The sequence below is a fragment of the Advenella kashmirensis WT001 genome (assembly GCF_000219915.2).
In the GTDB taxonomy this organism is placed as follows: domain Bacteria; phylum Pseudomonadota; class Gammaproteobacteria; order Burkholderiales; family Burkholderiaceae_B; genus Advenella; species Advenella kashmirensis.
Map to the genome: position 1 here is coordinate 3,564,846 of NC_017964.1, position 17,581 is coordinate 3,582,426.

General features: G+C 52.8%; 15 protein-coding genes, 1 tRNA gene and 5 pseudogenes. 10 read left to right on the top strand and 11 right to left on the bottom strand.

The annotated features are described in order from the left end of the window. Positions 1 to 552: 552 nt before the first annotated feature. A pseudogene (gene betT / locus TKWG_RS16725) lies at positions 553 to 2,783 on the top strand (choline BCCT transporter BetT). A 99-nt stretch (positions 2,784 to 2,882) separates the two neighbouring features. Here the strand turns inward: betT and TKWG_RS16730 are convergent. Then, on the bottom strand, positions 2,883 to 3,683 hold the full coding sequence (locus tag TKWG_RS16730; RefSeq protein WP_014751967.1) for a methyltransferase family protein: 801 nt from the start codon (positions 3,681 to 3,683) through the stop codon (positions 2,883 to 2,885). A gap of 159 nt (positions 3,684 to 3,842) precedes the next feature. Further along, positions 3,843 to 5,264: pseudogene (gene ffh, locus TKWG_RS16735) on the bottom strand (signal recognition particle protein). Positions 5,265 to 5,381: 117 nt separating this feature from the next. Between ffh and TKWG_RS16740 the strand changes: the two are divergent. The 4 genes from TKWG_RS16740 to TKWG_RS22750 all read left to right on the top strand — a co-directional run bounded on the left by TKWG_RS16740 (position 5,382) and on the right by TKWG_RS22750 (position 7,580). Beyond that, positions 5,382 to 6,233, top strand: coding sequence for a cytochrome C assembly family protein (locus tag TKWG_RS16740; protein WP_014751968.1), 852 nt, complete (start codon positions 5,382 to 5,384; stop codon positions 6,231 to 6,233). Then, positions 6,233 to 6,493 carry a PP0621 family protein gene (locus TKWG_RS16745; protein WP_014751969.1) on the top strand — a complete coding sequence of 87 codons (261 nt, stop codon included), beginning with the start codon at positions 6,233 to 6,235 and terminating at the stop codon, positions 6,491 to 6,493. The genes TKWG_RS16740 and TKWG_RS16745 overlap by 1 nt, the downstream gene beginning before the upstream one ends. 49 nt (positions 6,494 to 6,542) lie before the next feature. Beyond that, on the top strand, positions 6,543 to 7,154 hold the full coding sequence (gene ampD / locus TKWG_RS16750; protein WP_014751970.1) for a 1,6-anhydro-N-acetylmuramyl-L-alanine amidase AmpD: 612 nt from the start codon (positions 6,543 to 6,545) through the stop codon (positions 7,152 to 7,154). Positions 7,155 to 7,361: 207 nt separating this feature from the next. Continuing rightward, positions 7,362 to 7,580 carry an antitoxin MazE family protein gene (locus TKWG_RS22750; RefSeq protein WP_014751971.1) on the top strand — a complete coding sequence of 73 codons (219 nt, stop codon included), beginning with the start codon at positions 7,362 to 7,364 and terminating at the stop codon, positions 7,578 to 7,580. A 248-nt stretch (positions 7,581 to 7,828) separates the two neighbouring features. On the opposite strand, the pseudogene htpG reads toward TKWG_RS22750, so the two are convergent. Continuing rightward, positions 7,829 to 9,741: pseudogene (gene htpG, locus TKWG_RS16755) on the bottom strand (molecular chaperone HtpG). A gap of 234 nt (positions 9,742 to 9,975) precedes the next feature. On the opposite strand from htpG, the gene TKWG_RS16760 reads away from it, so the two are divergent. Beyond that, positions 9,976 to 10,060, top strand: a tRNA-Leu gene (locus TKWG_RS16760). 138 nt (positions 10,061 to 10,198) lie between these two features. Here TKWG_RS16760 and TKWG_RS27285 read toward each other — a convergent pair. Together TKWG_RS27285 and TKWG_RS16765 are read right to left on the bottom strand one after the other, a co-directional pair. Then, the gene (locus TKWG_RS27285; protein ID WP_407636937.1) at positions 10,199 to 10,597 is read right to left on the bottom strand and encodes a transposase; all 399 of its coding nucleotides are present in this window, start codon (positions 10,595 to 10,597) and stop codon (positions 10,199 to 10,201) included. Continuing rightward, a pseudogene (locus TKWG_RS16765) lies at positions 10,480 to 11,406 on the bottom strand (ISL3 family transposase); the annotation flags it as partial. The pseudogene TKWG_RS16765 and the gene TKWG_RS27285, both read right to left, overlap by 118 nt. A 109-nt stretch (positions 11,407 to 11,515) precedes the next feature. Between TKWG_RS16765 and TKWG_RS16770 the strand changes: the two are divergent. The 4 genes and pseudogenes from TKWG_RS16770 to TKWG_RS16780 all read left to right on the top strand — a co-directional run bounded on the left by TKWG_RS16770 (position 11,516) and on the right by TKWG_RS16780 (position 14,281). Continuing rightward, positions 11,516 to 12,582: pseudogene (locus TKWG_RS16770) on the top strand (site-specific integrase). Between the two features lie 72 nt (positions 12,583 to 12,654). Further along, complete coding sequence (locus tag TKWG_RS16775; RefSeq protein WP_014751972.1) at positions 12,655 to 12,888, top strand: hypothetical protein; 234 nt, start codon at positions 12,655 to 12,657, stop codon at positions 12,886 to 12,888. Positions 12,889 to 13,283: 395 nt separating this feature from the next. Beyond that, positions 13,284 to 13,505, top strand: coding sequence for a helix-turn-helix domain-containing protein (locus TKWG_RS22755; protein ID WP_081489326.1), 222 nt, complete (start codon positions 13,284 to 13,286; stop codon positions 13,503 to 13,505). Positions 13,506 to 13,510: 5 nt separating this feature from the next. Continuing rightward, the gene (locus TKWG_RS16780; RefSeq protein WP_014751973.1) at positions 13,511 to 14,281 is read left to right on the top strand and encodes a helix-turn-helix domain-containing protein; all 771 of its coding nucleotides are present in this window, start codon (positions 13,511 to 13,513) and stop codon (positions 14,279 to 14,281) included. Between the two features lie 70 nt (positions 14,282 to 14,351). Here TKWG_RS16780 and TKWG_RS21865 read toward each other — a convergent pair whose 3' ends face one another. The 6 genes from TKWG_RS21865 to TKWG_RS23345 all read right to left on the bottom strand — a co-directional run bounded on the left by TKWG_RS21865 (position 14,352) and on the right by TKWG_RS23345 (position 17,414). Beyond that, complete coding sequence (locus tag TKWG_RS21865; protein ID WP_148274561.1) at positions 14,352 to 14,537, bottom strand: helix-turn-helix domain-containing protein; 186 nt, start codon at positions 14,535 to 14,537, stop codon at positions 14,352 to 14,354. A gap of 455 nt (positions 14,538 to 14,992) precedes the next feature. Continuing rightward, positions 14,993 to 15,196, bottom strand: coding sequence for a hypothetical protein (locus TKWG_RS23335; RefSeq protein WP_148274562.1), 204 nt, complete (start codon positions 15,194 to 15,196; stop codon positions 14,993 to 14,995). A 21-nt stretch (positions 15,197 to 15,217) separates the two neighbouring features. After that, entirely contained in the window at positions 15,218 to 16,204 is a 987-nt protein-coding gene (locus tag TKWG_RS16790; RefSeq protein WP_014751975.1) for a type IV secretion system protein, read from the bottom strand. Then, positions 16,191 to 16,442 carry an EexN family lipoprotein gene (locus TKWG_RS23340; protein WP_148274563.1) on the bottom strand — a complete coding sequence of 84 codons (252 nt, stop codon included), beginning with the start codon at positions 16,440 to 16,442 and terminating at the stop codon, positions 16,191 to 16,193. Before TKWG_RS23340 ends, TKWG_RS16790 begins: the two co-directional genes overlap by 14 nt. Before the next feature lie 8 nt (positions 16,443 to 16,450). Next, positions 16,451 to 17,158 (bottom strand): P-type DNA transfer protein VirB5, encoded by a 708-nt coding sequence (gene virB5 / locus TKWG_RS16795; RefSeq protein ID WP_014751976.1) that lies wholly within the window; start codon positions 17,156 to 17,158, stop codon positions 16,451 to 16,453. Between the two features lie 31 nt (positions 17,159 to 17,189). Beyond that, positions 17,190 to 17,414, bottom strand: coding sequence for a hypothetical protein (locus TKWG_RS23345; protein WP_148274564.1), 225 nt, complete (start codon positions 17,412 to 17,414; stop codon positions 17,190 to 17,192). Between the last annotated feature and the right edge of the window lie 167 nt (positions 17,415 to 17,581).

A 17,581-nucleotide genomic window follows, 5' to 3' on the forward strand; every position in this document is an offset into this window, starting at 1 on the left:
TCATCAAAAACAACAGCCTTGCGCAAACGCCGTCGCGTGATTCGCATGCACGTTCCTGCCTGATTCTTCCAGCATGACACTTCAGTGACGGTTGCTTTTTGCCCCAACGCCATGCTCGAAGTTGTGCTTCCCACACACCTTCTTCAGAACCGCTCTTTTAATTCAGCTTCGCTCAGCATAAATCTGGCCACTAGGTATAATGCTTGCTTGAGGGTCCTAGCAGAAACCGTCAACGATAACGTCTGCACGCAGGGGAGCATCGAGCACAATGAAAACATCTTTCCGAATTGATCCTGGCAGCCTGCCCATTGCCGGCAAAAACCTGCCCCGGAAAATAATGCCGTCGCGGCTTCCCCACGGGAACCGCCAGTCCCCCTGACGCCCGCACAAAAAAAACCATAAGGGAAGCAAACGCGGACATCCACGTATCAGGATCGCACACGGGCGCAACCCATGCAGTTGAACAGCCAACGCAGGCAGGACCTCGCCTGTCTGCCAATGATTTCTTTAGAAGACCGTATCGGGCCGGCGTGCCCTGCGAAGGAGTAAACAATGTCAATCAAGCCACCCAACGATGAAGGCCGGCCGGATCAGCCAGCCGAGCAGGCGTCGCCAGCCATGGGCACAACGCCGCCGGTGCCGATAGAGCGCAGCAAGTTTGGCGGCACGCCACGCCGCCATGAACGCGCGTTCGACGATGATGCGCCGGTGTCGCGCAGCGACCTGAGCAAGGGCCGCAAGATGTGCTTGAGGCCCCCACGGCCCGCATCAACTGGCGCGTGCTGCTGACCTCTTCAATCGTGATTATCGCATTCTCGATATGGGCCATTCTTGGTCCCGATGATGCGCGCACCTCCATGAAAATTGCCGTGGACTGGATCGCAATCAATCTGGGCTGGTATTACGTGCTGACCATGACGCTGGTGATCGGCTTTGTGCTGTGGGTGGCCTTCTCCAAGGAAGGCAACGTGCGCCTGGGGCCCGATCAATCACGACCGCAATACAAATTGTCCACCTGGGTGGCCATGCTGTTTGCCGCCGGCGTAGGCATCGACATGCTCTTTTTCTCGGTCACCGGCCCGATCGTGCAGTACCTGCACCCGCCTTCAGGCACCGGCGGCTCGGCCGAAGCCTTGCAGGATGCGGTGGTCTGGACGATGTTTCACTATGGTGTTGCCGGCTGGTCCATGTATGCCCTGCTGGGCATGGCCATGGGCTATTTCGCCTATCGCTGGGGCATGCCGCTATCGATTCGTGCGGCGCTCTATCCCTTGCTGGGCAAACGCGTGCGTGGCTCGCTGGGGGACGGCATCAGCATCATCGCACTGGTGGGAACCGTCTTTGGGGTTGCCACCTCCATGGGTATCGGTGTCGTGCTGCTCAGTGTCGGCTTTTCCCTGCTTTTCGGGCTGGAACAGGGCCTCTCGCTGCAAATTGCACTTGTCATAGGCGCGGTGGTCCTGACCGTGCTGGCCACCACCTCTGGTGTTGATCGCGGCATTCGCTGGATTTCCGAGCTCAACCTGTGGAGCGCGGTGGCGATGATGGTCTACATTCTGGTTACCGGGCAAACGGCGTTCCTGCTCAACGCGCTTACCGAAAACATCGGCCGGTTCCTGGTCACCTTTCCCGCACGCACGCTGGAGACCTTTGTTTACGCGCCCGGCGGTTCCGAATGGATGGGCAGCTGGACCCTGTTCTTCTGGGCCTTCTGGCTCGCCTGGGGCCCGTTTGTCGGCGTCTTCCTGGCGCGCATTTCGCGCGGCCGCACGCTGCGCGAATTCGTGATTGCTGCGATCACCGCACCGGTGCTGTGAGACTTTTTCATCGTATCCCTGTTCGGCAACTCTGCCATGTATCACGTCTTGCAGGGCGACACGGCATTCGCCCAACTGGCGATCGACAGTCCGGAGCGCGGCTGGTATGCGCTGCTGGGCATGTTCCCGGGCGCCATGTTCCTGACCGGCCTGGCCACGCTTTCGGGCCTGCTGTTTTACCTGACCAGCGCAAACTCGGGCGCCATGGTCATGTCCAACTTTTCCGCCTCCATCCCCGACCCCTCGCAGGACGGACCGAAATGGCTGCGCATCTTCTGGGCCGTACTCACCGCCGTGCTGACCGTGGCAATGCTGCTGGCCGGTGGCGTTACCACCATGGAGTACGCCACGCTTATTTTCGCGCTGCCGGTCACCATCATCGCTTATCTGGTCATGGCTTCGTTTTATAAGGTGCTGCGCATGGAACGCGCCGAACGCGAGGGTCAGGTGCTGCGCAAGCCCTCCATGGCGCCCATTGGCGGCTATCTGCCGGAACGCTCATGGAAGCAGCGCCTTGAGCAATTGCACTCGTTTGCATCGCAACGACAGGCCATCCAGTTTATTGACCGCACGGTGCGGCCAGCGCTGGACGATGTGGCGGCGGAATTTCGCAACCAGGGCTACGATGCCGTTTGCGACACCATCACCAGCGAGCGTGGTGTGGTAGAGCCGCAATTGCGCGTCGCTATGGATCGCTCCCGCGCCTTTCACTATCACGTCGCTCTGGTTGAAGCGCCCGTGCCCATGTTCAGTGGCCGGATGACGCGCGAGATTGACGTCTACTACCGGCTCGAAGTCTTTACCCAGACTGGTTCGGGCGGCTATGACCTGATGGGCCTGACCAAACAGCAGGTGATTGACGACGTACTGGAGCGCTTCGAAGCCCACCTGGCCTTTTTGACCTTCTCCAATAATACGGATACCGCATCGGTGCTGACTCCGCCGATGCCGGCCAGGGAGAGCTAGTAGCGCAACACAGGCCGGGCGCACCGCAAGCCATGATATCGCGGCACTGCGCCTGGCCTGTATCGTTGAAGACAATGGCCCGCACTGGCGCGGGCCGCCTCAGAACAAATGCGCAATCACCGGCAGAATGCCGTCCTTGTGCAGAAAATTCAACAGAATAAAAAACGGCCCGGCCAGCAGAAAACACAAGGCCTCGCGCACGGTACGCCCCAGCGCCTTCATGGAAATTTCCAGATGTGCCGGGTTATTCCAATAACGCAGCGTGATACCCAGGCGCGGCACATGCCGTTTGTAATTGCGGTAGGGTTCGCCAAAAATCAACTCCAGCGTCCCTTCTTCCTGCGCAATCACCCAGTTGAACACCAGATAGATCAGGCCACCGCTGATGAGCCCGGTAAGCAAAGAACCCGACAGCAGCCCCATGCCGGTTACTCCCATAATGGAAAACACATATAGCGGATTGCGCGTAACTGAATATGGGCCATGCGTCATCAGCTCAGTGTTCTTGCGACCGTTCAGATAAAGAGAGGACCAGATGCGTCCCAGCGCGCCGCAAAGGATCAGCACCAGGCCGCTTGCCTGGATCAGGTCATGCATGAGCGTGACATTGCGCCAGGCCGACTCAGTAAACAAAGACAAGGCAATAATCACCAGAGCAGCGGCAAGCAGCAGCCCACGTCGCTGGCGCTGCACGCGACTTAAGTGCTTAAGCCGGGCATAGACGGCCTGATCGGAAGTGTTTGAGGATGTGGCTGTGGCTGCGGCTTTGCCTGAACTGTTACGCTTGCCCTGGATGGCAACGTCAAGCGCGGCAGCCGCCCGCGTAGCGCGCGAACCTTGAACCGACGCAGCACCAGCACCGGCAGCAATTGAACTTTCTGTAAATTCACTCAGAGACATAATGGGTACTCAAAAAAAATGCATCGCGCAAAACCTGCGCGTATGCATCTTTATACCCAGTCGCTTATCAAATTATTGTTGAATAATCTGCGGCATCTATTGCCTGGCAATTCAAACCCGTTGCGCACTATTTATTTGTAAAACCCTGGTCAAACATTGTTATTTCTTGAAATTGCCAAACGCGCCCATGCCGCCTTTGAGGCCCTTTAAGCCGCCCATGGCGCGCATCATCTTGCCCATGCCGCCTTTCTTGAACTGCTTCATCATGCCCTGCATCTGCTCGAACTGCTTAAGCAGCTTGTTCACTTCCTGCACCGGCACGCGCGCCGGCGGCAATACGACGCTTGCGCGTGGCCTTAAGCAACTCAGGCTTGCTGCGCTCTTGCGGCGTCATGGAATTCAAAATACCTTCGGTGCGACGCAATTGCTTCTCGGCCTGACCGCCCTGAATCTGGCCTGCGGCCTGGGCAAATTGCGCGGGCAGTTTTTCCATGAGCGAACTCATATCGCCCATTTTCTTTACCTGCTGCAACTGTTCACGAAAATCATTCAGGTCAAAGCGATCGCCTGTCTTGATCTTGGACGCCAGCTTTTGTGCTTCGGCAATATCAATATTGCGCTGTGCCTGTTCCACCAGCGATACGATATCGCCCATGCCCAGTACGCGCTGCGCCATCCGTTCCGGGTGGAACACTTCCAGGCCATCCAGTTTTTCGGACATCCCGATAAATTTCAGCGGCTTGCCCGTAACATGACGCACCGACAGCGCCGCGCCCCCGCGCGCATCGCCATCCAGCTTGGTCAGCACCACACCGGTCAGGGGCAATGCCTCGCCAAAAGCCTTGGCCACGTTTACCGCATCCTGGCCCTGCATGGCGTCAACCACGAACAGCGTTTCAATTGGTTTGATCAGCCCGTGCAGCATGCTGATTTCCTGCATCATGGCCTCGTCCACACCCAGACGGCCCGCGGTATCGACAATCAGCACTTCATAATGATGCTTGCGGGCGTAATCGACCGCAGCCAACGCAATATCGCGCGGCTTCTGGTCGGCAGCAGAGGGAAAGAAGTCCGCCCCCACCTGCCCGGCCACCGTGCGCAACTGTTCAATCGCCGCAGGGCGATAAACGTCGACACTGACGACCAGTACTTTCTTTTTCGGGACCTTACGACCGTTCTGGATCAGCTCGCCGGTCACCAGCAGGCGCGCCAGCTTACCGGTGGTGGTGGTTTTACCCGCCCCCTGCAGACCCGCCATCAGAATAATGGCCGGCGGCGTGGTGGTCAGATCCAGCTCCGAGGCCTCGCGCCCAGATCGCCGCCCATCACGGCGGTCAGTTCCTTGTGCACTACCCCGACCAGCGCCTGCCCTGGGTTCAGGCTGCCTGTCACGTCGGTGCCCAGCGCCCGTTCCTTCACTTTGGCAACGAACTCGCGCACCACAGGCAGGGATACATCGGCCTCCAGCAGCGCCATGCGCACTTCGCGCAGCATCTCCTGGGTGTTGGCTTCGGTCAGGCGCGCTTCCCCGCGCAGGGTTTTCATGGCCCGGGATAACCGGTTGGTCAAATTATCAAACATGGAATTTCACTGAAGTAAATGGGGGAATGGGCAAAACGGCTATACTATATGCCTGCAGGCCGGATCGCGCTATGCAGATCCGCTGATTGCTTATCCGGAAACACTCGTCATTATTTTATGTCTTACGACATTGTATTTCACTCTCTGGCCACCGTGGCCTATCTGCTGCTCAGTTTACTAATTTGGCGGCCCCTGCTCGGCTCAAACCGACCTGTACTGGCCGCCGGAACCTCCCGCTGGCTGCTGGCTGCCGTGATTATTGTGCATGGCGTGGCCGTGCACATGGCCATGCTGCACGAAAGTTCGCTGCGCCTGTCCTGGTCGGTAGGTCTGTCGCTTACCATCTGGCTGGGCATGATCGTCTTCTGGCTGGAAAACCTCATTAGTGACATCGGCGGCTTAAAACTGCTGCTTTTGCCCATTGCCGGGGTTATTTGCCTCTTGGCAGCCCTGTTTCCGGGCCACGACAGCCTGGTCATTCCGGTGGCCGACGCCTATTTCCAGGTGCACCTGCTTATTTCCATCGGCGCCTACAGCCTGATCGCCATTGCCGCCATTCAGGCGTTTCTGATGACCTCGCTGGACCGTTACCTGCACCAGCCGGTGCAAGCCCGCGCCGAACGCTCAATCTTTGCCCGCGCGCTGGAAGAGCAACCACCGCTGCTGGTCCAGGAAAAAATCCTGTTTCGCCTGATCTGGATCGGCTTTGTCCTGCTGACCCTGTCCATAATCACAGGGGTAGCCGTTTCCATGAGACTGACTGGCGTACTGCTGCCGTTTGACCATAAAACCGTGTTCACCATGATGTCATGGGTGGTTTTCGGGTTGCTGCTACTGGGGCGTGCCCTGCGTGGCTGGCGCGGCCGCTTTGCCCTGCGCTGGACTCTGGTGGGCTTTGCCCTGCTCATGATTGCCTACACCGGCACCCGCTTTATATTTGATGTCATGCTGCACAAAGGAGGTGCCTGATGCGCTTTATTATTACGATCGTCCTGCTTTGTGTGCTCTACCTGGTGCTGCGTCACTTTCTGCGCAGCTTTATCCGCAAGCTCAATGACGGCGCAGCAGCGCAGGCTGCCCGCGCTTCAGGTGCGGCGCCTGCCAGCCTTCCTGAAGAAGATATGGTGCAATGCGCCCATTGCGGTGTGTATCTGCCCGCCTCGGAAGCGATCACGCAACAGGGCCGCCAGTGGTGCAGCCAGGACCATGCCAGGCTGGGTGTCAAATAACACACCTGATATCCTTCAATGGTCCGCCTATGACAGACGAAATATGACTATGACCGAAGACCTGAAACTGGACCGACGCGGCTGGCTGTGTCCTGCCCCGGGGGTCCGACATATCCGCTCTCCCAACCAGGACCGCCGCCCCCTGCTGGAAAACATTTCCCTGCTGGTGATTCACAATATCAGCCTGCCGCCCAGCCAGTTTGGCGGCCCGCATGTGCAGCAGCTTTTTACCAACACCCTGAACCCGGACGAACACCCCTTCTTTGCAGAAATTGCAGACTTGCGCGTCTCGGCGCACTTCTTTATCAATCGCAACGGGCGCATTATCCAGTTTGTGAGCACCAACCGGCGCGCCTGGCACGCCGGCGTCTCGCGTTTTGACGGGCGTGATCGCTGCAACGACTTTTCCATCGGCATTGAACTGGAAGGCACAGACTTTACCCCCTTTACCGACGAACAATACCTGCAACTGGCGGCGCTTACCACCGTACTGCGCAACCGCTATACGCTTAAAGCCGTGCGCGGCCATGAGCACATTGCCCCCAAACGCAAGACCGACCCTGGGCCGTATTTCGACTGGCATTGGTATAAACGGCTGACAGGCTGGGATTGGCGGCAGATGCCTGAAGGCATTGCAAGCCAACGACTGGTGCGGGTGTAGTGACCTAAACGGATCATTATGCCCATCACCCCTAGTCGATTCGGCTATTGGTGATTGCTAGCCGGGCCAGTATAGTAAGCATGCGCATGTCTGGGAAATAGACCCACTTGTTGCGCAACCCATTATCTGCAACCTTATCCACCTTGATTGGTTACGTGTAACCTTGCATAACGGGTTGCATATAACGCTTGCGAGAGAGGTAACATCATGCCTTCCATTCGATCACGAGTTCAAAAACATAGGCAAAATTTGCGTGCCGCGGGATTACGACCTGTACAAATTTGGGTACCTGACACCCGCCGTCCAGACTTCGAGCAGGAATGTCGCCGGCAATGTCGCATCGTCGCGCTATCAGACTCTGCCGAGCCATCACTGCAACAGTTCATGGACGAAACCTTAACTGACGTAGAGGGCTGGAAAGAATGATGCGTGGCGACTAGGTAACCATCGCCACACAAGGCGAATTTGGCAAACCCAGACCCGCGCTTGTGATTCAGGCAATCAATTCAACGAAATGATGCAATGCAATTTGCTGGGATTGCCTCAATAGAAAAAAAATGCAGCCCCGAATGTATTTTCCGGAACTGCATTTCGTACTAGCGAACCAATACTTGCACTAACCGACGACGTAAAAAGTAATCCTAAACGTCGATCATCATTACACTGCCGTTTGCTCAGCTTTTCAACAACAAACCATTCAGGCGTTTTACATACGCAGCCGGGTCGGCAATTTGCGCGCCTTCGGCCAGCATAGCCTGATCCAGCAGCACATGCGCCCAATCGTCAAACGAATCGTCTGCGGCGCCCTTGATCTTTTCAATCAGGGCATGCTCGGGGTTGATCTCCAGCACCGGCTTGATATCCGGTGTTTCTTGGCCAGCGGCCTTCAACAGGCGCAACAGGTGCGGGCTCACATCGTTCTGGCCAACCACCACGCAGGCAGGAGAATCCACCAGACGGTTGGTGACTTTGACTTCCTTCACAGACTCGCCCAGAGACGCTTGCAGGCGCTCCAGCAAAGGCTTAAGGGACTCGGCCACTTCTTCCTGATGCTTTTTCTCTGCTTCGTCTGTAAGCTTGTCCAGATCCAGGCCGCCTTTGGCCACAGACACAAAAGACTTACCGTCGAACTGACGGAAGTGCGAGAGCATCCATTCGTCTACACGGTCTGACAGCAGCAGAACCTCAATACCTTTCTTGCGGAAGATCTCCAGATGCGGGCTGTTCTTGGCAGCAGCAAAGCTGTCGGCCGTGACGTAATAGATGGCCTCCTGCCCTTCTTTCATGCGGGAGATATAGTCTGCCAGTGTTACGTTCTGGATGGCATCGTCGTTATGGGTAGAGGCAAAACGCAGCAGCTTGGCAATACGTTCCTGGTTGGCGATATCTTCGCCCGTGCCTTCCTTGATTACCTGACCGAACTCTGTCCAGAAACCGGCATAGTCTTCGGCACGGTTTTCGGCCAGATCTTCCAGCAGGCTCAGAATACGCTTGGTCGAACCCTCGCGGATTGCCTTCACATCGCGGCTTTCCTGCAAAATTTCACGCGACACGTTCAGCGGCAGATCGGCCGAATCGATCACCCCGCGCACAAAGCGCAGGTAGGACGGCAGCAACTGCTCGGCATCATCCATAATGAAAACACGTTTGACATAAAGCTTGACGCCACGACGCGCTTCGCGATCATACATATCAAACGGCGCGTGTTTGGGCAAATATAGCAACTGTGTATATTCGCTGCGACCCTCTACGCGGTTATGCGTCCAGGCCAGCGGCTCTTCAAAATCGTGGCTAACGTGCTTGTAGAACTCGGTATATTGCTCGTCTGTAATATCGTTCTTGGCACGGGTCCACAGCGCGCTGGCCTGGTTAATGGTTTCCCACTCGTCCTTTTTGACTTGCTCGCCCTTCTCGGAATCGTACTCTTCCTTCTGCATAAGCACAGGCAGGGAAATATGATCGGAATAGCGGCGCAGCACTTCGCGCAGCTTCCAGCCACTCAGGAAATCATCTTCTTCGGCACGCAGATGCAGCGTCACGCTAGTGCCGCGCTCTGTTTTCTCTGTATCGGCAACGGTAAACTCGCCCTGCCCTTCAGATTCCCAGAACACCGCCTGGTCCACCGGCTCGCCGCGCGACGGCTGACCACGGTAACCTTGTCGGCAACAATAAAAGACGAATAAAAGCCCACGCCGAACTGGCCGATGAGCTGAGCGTCTTTTTGCTTGTCGCCCGAGAGCTGGGAGAAAAACTCCTTGGTGCCGGAACGGGCAATGGTGCCCAGGTTGGCCACTGCCTCGGCCTTGGTCAAACCGATACCGTTATCGGCGATTGTGATGGTGCGCGCTTCTTTGTCGTAGCTGACGCGGATTTCCAGGTCTGCGCCGCCTTCGAGCAACTCGGGCTTGTCGATCGCCTCAAACCGCAGCTTGTCGCAGGCGTCTGACGCATTGGAGACCAGCTCACGCAGGAAAATTTCCTTATTGCTGTACAGGGAATGAATCATCAAATGCAGAAGCTGCTTTACTTCTGTCTGGAAACCCAGCGTTTCCTCTGCTTTTTTCACGGTAGTATCGGATTGACTCATGGTAACTTTTCGTTAAATTGGATGGAAAATGGTGAAAAATGGGGCAAAACAGCCGGTTTTTCGGCAACTTCGCCCTCGTATCCGATAGTAGTGGGGACGCAGGGAGGGTTTTCAAGGGGAAAAGTGGGAAATTGGCAGGTAAATGAGGATTTTTTATTAGTAAGCGCGTGGGAATGGCGCAAGAAAAAGAATATGGGTATAATTCCGCTCTTATCTGCAATACCCTCCATACCTGCCCGGGTGGTGAAATTGGTAGACGCAGGGGACTCAAAATCCCCCGCCGCAAGGCGTGCCGGTTCGATTCCGGCCCCGGGCACCAGCTCAAAATTCCTAGTGTTTATAAGGCCCTAGCGTGATTTATAGCTTCTACCCCGACACAGGGGGATTTCCCAAAATTGCGAGTTAGGTACAGTTTCGGTACACTGGTGGGCTCTACCCCATAAACGGGGGATGGTATTCACCAAACTCGATTTATCACTCCGTTCCAACCGCATTGGGCCAAGACCCTCAGCCGGTAATTCTCAAAATTCCTAAATCCATACGCCCTGCGTGAGAGCATTTCCATTTTAGTATGGAAGCCCTCGGTAATGCCGTTCGATTTGGAGAAACGCCACATCCGCACAATCGGCTCCAGCCAGGACTTAAGCGTGCTGGCCAGCGCGTGCGCGGGGCTGTGGGCAAACTGCTCCAGCAGCGCAAGCAGCCGGGGCAGCAGCTTTTTGGCCTGCTTTGCCGGATGTTCTTTTGCACCAGAAACCCGTTCAGTTGCTGGCGGGCAACGTAAAGCGAGCGTAGCACGGGGTATTGCGCCAGGTACTGCTCCAGGCGCTCCTTCTGCTGCGAGCTCAGCTTCCAGTGGTGGCGGCGCATCAGGCTGATCAACCCCCGGTTCTTGCGGCCCTCGGGGTCGTGCTGCTGCCACAGCTTCATAAAATGCTGATTGACCAATCGCACCACATGAAACCGGTCGGCCACAATGATCGCATTAGGGAAGTACTGACGGGCGATCTGACGGTACGTCTCGGACAGATCCATCACAATCACCCGCACCTGTTCCTTGCCCGGCAAGCGCTTCAGAAAGCTGCGCAGGCTCGCTTCGGAGCGCCCCAGCACCACATCGAACACCTTATGGTTCTTCAAATCGACCAGCGTGGTCGCGTAGCCGTGCTTGCGGCTGAAGAAGTGCTCATCGATGCCCAGCACCTGCGGGCAGCTTCGCCCCGACAGTTCGGACACGCGTTGCTTGACAAAGGACTGGTACCAGCGCTCGACCGTGGCGCTGCCGATGCGGTGCGTGGTGCTTAGCCTGCGCTGGCTCACGCCACCGTCATGGGCCTCAAACACCTCCAGCCGATAGGCCTCAGTGGCGCGGCGACGCGGATCAATGCCGACAAAGCGATGGCGGAAATAGCGATTGCAGGTGGTGCAATGGTATTTAGGCACACTCAAATGCACAATCATCAGCCGATTACCCAGGCGCGTGTGCTTGAGCGTACGCTGATACGTCGCCTTGATACGCACCGGACCCTGCCGGCAATACAAGCACGGCGGGCGTTGCCCCGGCCGGGCCCAGACATGAATATCTCGCTGGTGTTGCACGCGCTGGACTACAACACCGGTCAAACCTAAAATAGCATCTGCGGGGGACATCGATACTTCTTCCATTAAACTTCGTTCTTGGTAAAACAAGTTTAATGAATATCGCTTGTCCCCCGTTTAGGATGAAGAGCCCACTGGTGAAGCGCCGCGTACACTTTTTGGAGCTTTCCCTCGCATGGCAACTATCGTCAAGACCCCTTCTGGAACCTGGAAAGCCGTCATCCGTAAGACAGGCTGGCCTACCACATCTAAAACATTTAGAACCAAACGAGACGCTGACGACTGGTCACGCCGCACCGAGGATGAAATGGTACGCGGGGTGTTTATCCAACGGGCTCCGGCTGAACGGATGACCCTCGAAGCGGCTTTGACTAGATATCTACGAGAAGTGACACCCACCAAACGCGAATCAACCCGAATTTCTGAACACAAGAAAGCACAACCGCTGCTTAGACATCTTGGCAAATACTCCCTGGCCGCCTTGAATGCAGATATTGTCGCTCAATATCGCGACATGCGGTTGGCTGGTGATCCTGATGAAAACGATAAACTGGTGCCGCGCAGCAATAACACCGTACGACTGGAACTGGCTCTGCTAAGCCATATGTTTACCATTGCTATCAAGGAATGGGGCATGGGCCTTCCGTTCAATCCCGTGGCCAATATTCGGCGCCTGCGCCTGGCGCTGGTCGAAATCGACGGTTGACGGCGGCAGAGAACAAACGACTGTTGACTGCCGTTGATGCATATTCGAATCCGATGTTCAGCTGGATTGTGCGGATAGCTCTGGAAACAGGGATGAGGCTGTCTGAAATTGGCGGCCTGCGGCTTGGCCAGATTGATTTGCAAAAGCGGATTGTAAAGCTGGATATCACGAAAAACTCGTCCCCACGTACAGTGCCGCTGACCAGGGCAGCTACAGCAGCGTTCCAAGCGGCAATTGATAACCCCATTCGGCCACCAGAGACCGATTTGGTATTTTTTGGTGAGCCTGGTCGCGATGGTATTCGACGGACTTATCTATTCGATAAGGCATGGACTGATGCAAAGAAAGCGGCTGGATTGGTAGATTTCCGGTTTCACGATTTGCGACATGAAGCGGTTAGCCGACTGGTGGAGGCTGGGCTTTCAGATCAGGAAGTCTCGGCGATCAGTGGGCACAAGTCCATGCAGATGCTGAAACGGTATACGCATCTTAGGGCTGAAGATTTGGTGGGGAAATTGGATAAGCTGCGCCCGTAAGTGTGTGTTATCGATAGTCTGGAACAATGCCTCAAACTCTCCTGCAACGGACTAATTACAGGGATAAAAAATATGCTATTGAAAAGGCTTATTCAAGCACTGTGTGCTGTACTTTGTGTTTTGGCATTCCTAATTATATTGGGAATGGCTGCCACTGCTCTAGTAGGCTTTCCAAGCAAAGGGGCCGAATTTTTACAAGACTACCTTGGGTATATCTTAGGTTTTGCGGCGGTTATGTATGGTAATGCAGCTGGCGGCATCATTGCTCACTATTATTCAAATTCTGTGGGAGAGAATAAACTCTAAATTTCTATGACAGTGCCGAGAGTCGCTCTGACGATACGGCTCCCATGATGCTTCTTGTTGTTCATGTAGCGAATAGTTCTAGAAATTGGTATGACGACAAATAAGCGCAGTTGCCAATTACAACTTAACAAAGTCTCTTTCGAACGTAGCAAGATCGATTCGTCTGATATCGTGAAAAAACTACACTCTAATCTTGTAAAAAAATGAAACCAAAATTCTACTAACTTAGAGTGTTTTGCATCATCTGCGCACCATAGTTGCACCATAGTTGCATCACAATCGCACCATCGTTTTTCTACGAGAGATTTTCACCAAATTTGCATTATTTACTCTGGATTTCACTCGGCTTAGTATTCCTATTAGTTCGATAAATAAGTGAAAATCAGGAAGGCTCAATGACGACAGAAGAACTACTCTTAAAACACTATGGAAGTCCCTTGCTCACGCTACAGCAAGTAGCACAGTTACTCAATCGAAGCCCCGATGGTCTCCGTATCACATTAGCAGGTAATAATGACGTTGCTCGAAAACTTCGCCCTGCTCGTCGCAAAATCGGCAGACGTGTCCTATTTTCCGTTGCAGAGCTTTCCCGGTTCATTGATCAAACAACTGCCTAAAACATATGAGCATCAAGGCAATGAACTGGGCGTGGTCTCAAACCTTAGAACCCACTCCAAAGCTCATCCTCATGGCACTTGCCGACATAGCTGATGACACAGGTCGTTGTTGGCCGAAACTCCAGACATTAGCAAAAAAATGCAGTGTTTCTACACGGACAGTTCAACGCTGGATAAGGGTATTTGAGAAATCAGGACTGTTGACTGTATGGCGACGATACAACGAAGCCGATCAACGACAGATGTCGAATGAGTACATGCTACATATGCATGAACAATCTATCCATCTTTCAGATTGCCAACAAAGTACATATCAAAAAAATCACGGAGATTTTAGCTCGAAGACACCTTGCTTGAAGCGCCTCGCCCAAGAAAAGGCGTTACGGCCCCGCGAATGCCCAGAAGAGCCACCTACCAGATCAACACAAAAGCTGAAAAACGATACTCTGTGCATCCCAAGAGGACTAGCCTCAAAGGAAAAATATGTAATTGAAGAACTATTGAAGGCTGTTCCACAAGCGCAACAGCAACTACTGCTAGATGAATTACGTGGTGCCATGGCGGCTAAAACCATTCATACCTCTCTCATTTCTTGGTTCCGCGCGCTAGCAAAGAAAGCGCGCGAAGGCGGCTTTTCGCCTACGTATACCTTTAGCCGCAACAGCGAAGGGGAGCAACCTTGTACTTCTGCGCCACCAGCTTATTTACAGTCGCAGAAGGTAAGATTCAAGCATATACAAGAAATCAAACAACTATTAAATGAGAAAATGGAATAGCGGATTTGAGCCGGTAATGCGACTTTATACACGACGTGTAAGTGCTAGGAAGCCAAAATAAGCAACAACACTATTCACGAAAAAGGCTCTTACTCTCTTCAATTCGTATCATGCTCTGTGCTCGCTGCACGATATCAAGCGCTTTAGCTATATACACGAAATCGTCGGTATCAAAAGCATCGTTCATGAAAATAGCGATATCGTCATAGGTCTCCAAGACAGCGGCTGGGTCATACTGAGTGAATTTTTCGGTCATTCTTTCGCTCCAATCGTTATCGTACTTCTCCGCAGTCTTGCCTTCACAGCAAATATTCAACTTGCGCAACCTTCCTATGGCCTCAACTTAATGATGCAAAATATCATCACATTCCTTCCATAAGAATTAGCTGCAGAACCCAGAGAATTATTCCCAGGAACGAGTCTATATTCTATGTTACCTTCAAATGGGGGTATAACTGTTTTCTCCAATGCCATTGCAAGTACGCTGGTACAGTAAAAAGCAGACCTGTGAATATAACTAAACCATCATTATCGCCGTTAGAATAATACCGCCACAGTACCTCCGGCGCTTCAAAAGAAAAAAACATAAGAAACATACCTGCCGCTATCAAGATGATCAACGACAGCAGTGACTCACCAACTCGACATACTGCATTAACCCAGCCATCAGAGTTCCCATATATTCCTTTAACATTACGACTCATAGTTACCTCATTTTTTAACAATCAAGTTACGCTTGATCTCTGCACCAGGATCCCAAAAACGTCCTTTACTATTTCTAAAAATATACTCTCGCATCAAATCACGCATCACTTGGCTCGCCACCCGATCATTCGCAGATGCCGCGCTCACAAATTGATGTTTCAGTTCCTCCGAAACACCATAGTGACAAAACGCTTTTTTTTGATTACTCAATTCTTTCCCCAAATTCGTACTTTATGCAGCAAGGCGCCCGCGTGCATAGCCAGCTATACGCCTAACTCCACCGCCGACCGATTGGATGCCTTTCGCTGTTACGCGAGCACCGCGATATACGCCGCCTGGAGCTCTAAATCCCGCCTCCACCCCACCACGTAACATACGCATTTCCCACATATAGCTCAGACCCGCACCACCAGCCAAACCGGCCGCGATCGAAGGCATTTGAAGTAATAAAAGTACTGAAACGACGGAAATCATGCACGCCCCACCAAGCGCATAGACCACATTCGTTACGCCATCGAATTGAATCCCTTCCATATAATCGCCAAACATTTTCATTAGCAGCATAAATACCGCAGAACAAAGCACAATCAATAATCCGTAATTCAAGATCTGAGCGGTCCACAGCTCAAAAAAACGATGCGTTGCCTGCCACAGCAGCGCAAATATAAACAATGGCCCTAAAGCGACAAGAATAGCTATAGCAACCTTTGCAAGTATTAGGAAAGCCCCGCCAATCCCAGCAAGAGCAACGGAGGCTAAAATAGCGAGCACTCCAAACGCCATGTAAGTTAAGCCATCACCACTAAAAAAGCTTGCTTGATCAAATGCTTTTGCGGCAACGTCATAGCCTTTTTCAGCGGCAGCGTCCAGAATATTTCCCGCTGTATGGGTTGACGCCGGATCCGCTACTAATGCTGCCGCCAAGTCATCTGGGGTATGTACAATTGCATCGGCTATCACGGATTGATACAAGCCCCCCGCTGAAGCAATTGAAACGATCACTCCTATTCTGAAGCAACGCCAAATATAATCACTTAATGGCGTATCTATTACTCCGCGTATTATTGCCAATGAATAAACAATAAAACTTATCGCAAGACCAGCCATTAATACAGGGGTCAATGTTGTAATAAGTTTTGCAGAAACGTCCGTGACAAAAGTCGCTGTCAGCGAATCGAATTTATCGAAAAGCGGATTGAAAAAATTAAAGCCTGCCATTATTACTCCATAAATCCGGCGCTAGACCAAGCGATCTTTTCTTTTGTGCCTCCCTGGCGTTAATACAATTTGGAGTGATTCCTCGTTCTCCAGGGTTGTTGCGACATTCCGCCAGTAGTTTCATTCGCTCTTCATTGTGCTCGTACCAATACCGTACATCTTTTGTAGATTCTTCTTTACACCCCACCAAACCAATCGCCGACAAGACTACAGCAATAACCAAACCAAATTCTTTCATGTACTTTCCTATTTGATTACTGGCATACCGGTGTTGTCAGGATCAAGAATTTTCCGACTAACTTCATGTTTCTGTACTGCAATCAATTTCTGTTCAGCGTCCTGAAGCATCGACAGCATTTGCAATTTCGTCGTTTCATTCTGAATAGCTGCTTTTTCAGCTGAGATACGTGCAGCCAACTCAGCAATTGCCTTCTGATCCATCGTATTATCAATTTGGTCGGTAAGAGCCTCAATTTGATCCAGACGCCTTTTTGCGCCTTCATAACCTTGTAAACCGACTGCCTTATCGGTCGCCGCCGCGATACGCTGTCGGTGGTCTATTGCAGTAAGCATATTCGCCACCGAAGATTCTGAAGTGCTCTCTGCCTTCAAAATATCCTGTACTGAACCAGAAATACCTTCAAAACTGCCACCTTGAACCGCATCATAAAGCTGAGTCACATCTTGAGGGAGGAATTGACGCAATTCGGGATTCCGCATCAGGTCACCAAAGCCACGAACCCCCGTAACTGATTCGTACATGCGCTTAGCTTCAGCCAGCTGACCACGTGCTATATCGAGCTGGCCTTTCATACTCCTAATTTGCTCAACCCACTTCGCAGCCGCCGCACCATCAAAGACCGGTATTCCTGCAGCAAAAACAGGAGATGCGAGTGTGGTCATAGTACCAAATGCCGCAGCCGACAGCCCTAGAGAAATAATTGTTCCTTTCATAGTCATCTTCCTTGCTAAAAATCAGGAGCGTTCAAGACTGAGCATATTTAATTCCACGCGATACGACTTGAAAGATTTCTAGATTTTCGGGCTCTGAATAACTGCGACAAAAGGATTTCGCCCGCAATACGGTCGAAAATAAAAAAGCTTCAGTCGGCCCACCCCATTGAATTATCCCGTCCTGTTCACCAACATAGAACGGAGAACCCAGACCCTCTGGAGGTGATAATTTAGCAACAACAAATGTAGTTTTCATATGCTCTCCGAAATATCCCAAACAGATGAATATTGAATGTTGCCAATCATGCATCAGAAAACAATATCTGTCAATAAATCCTTATAAATCAATAGGTTGTCAATATCTGTCAACATTTCATTTACGGCTATTGACACAACAATCCCTTGATTGTTCGCGATTTTTTT

What these genes read in the sequence shown, in the direction of transcription:
- TKWG_RS16730 (WP_014751967.1), bottom strand. Translation starts at nt 3,683, where the DNA reads ATGTCTCTGAGTGAATTTACAGAAAGTTCAATTGCTGCCGGTGCTGGT.
- TKWG_RS16740 (WP_014751968.1), top strand. Translation starts at nt 5,382, where the DNA reads ATGTCTTACGACATTGTATTTCACTCTCTGGCCACCGTGGCCTATCTG.
- TKWG_RS16745 (WP_014751969.1), top strand. Translation starts at nt 6,233, where the DNA reads ATGCGCTTTATTATTACGATCGTCCTGCTTTGTGTGCTCTACCTGGTG.
- ampD (WP_014751970.1), top strand. Translation starts at nt 6,543, where the DNA reads ATGACCGAAGACCTGAAACTGGACCGACGCGGCTGGCTGTGTCCTGCC.
- TKWG_RS22750 (WP_014751971.1), top strand. Translation starts at nt 7,362, where the DNA reads ATGCCTTCCATTCGATCACGAGTTCAAAAACATAGGCAAAATTTGCGT.
- TKWG_RS16775 (WP_014751972.1), top strand. Translation starts at nt 12,655, where the DNA reads ATGCTATTGAAAAGGCTTATTCAAGCACTGTGTGCTGTACTTTGTGTT.
- TKWG_RS22755 (WP_081489326.1), top strand. Translation starts at nt 13,284, where the DNA reads ATGACGACAGAAGAACTACTCTTAAAACACTATGGAAGTCCCTTGCTC.
- TKWG_RS16780 (WP_014751973.1), top strand. Translation starts at nt 13,511, where the DNA reads ATGAGCATCAAGGCAATGAACTGGGCGTGGTCTCAAACCTTAGAACCC.
- TKWG_RS21865 (WP_148274561.1), bottom strand. Translation starts at nt 14,537, where the DNA reads ATGACCGAAAAATTCACTCAGTATGACCCAGCCGCTGTCTTGGAGACC.
- TKWG_RS16790 (WP_014751975.1), bottom strand. Translation starts at nt 16,204, where the DNA reads ATGGCAGGCTTTAATTTTTTCAATCCGCTTTTCGATAAATTCGATTCG.
- TKWG_RS23340 (WP_148274563.1), bottom strand. Translation starts at nt 16,442, where the DNA reads ATGAAAGAATTTGGTTTGGTTATTGCTGTAGTCTTGTCGGCGATTGGT.
- virB5 (WP_014751976.1), bottom strand. Translation starts at nt 17,158, where the DNA reads ATGAAAGGAACAATTATTTCTCTAGGGCTGTCGGCTGCGGCATTTGGT.
- TKWG_RS23345 (WP_148274564.1), bottom strand. Translation starts at nt 17,414, where the DNA reads ATGAAAACTACATTTGTTGTTGCTAAATTATCACCTCCAGAGGGTCTG.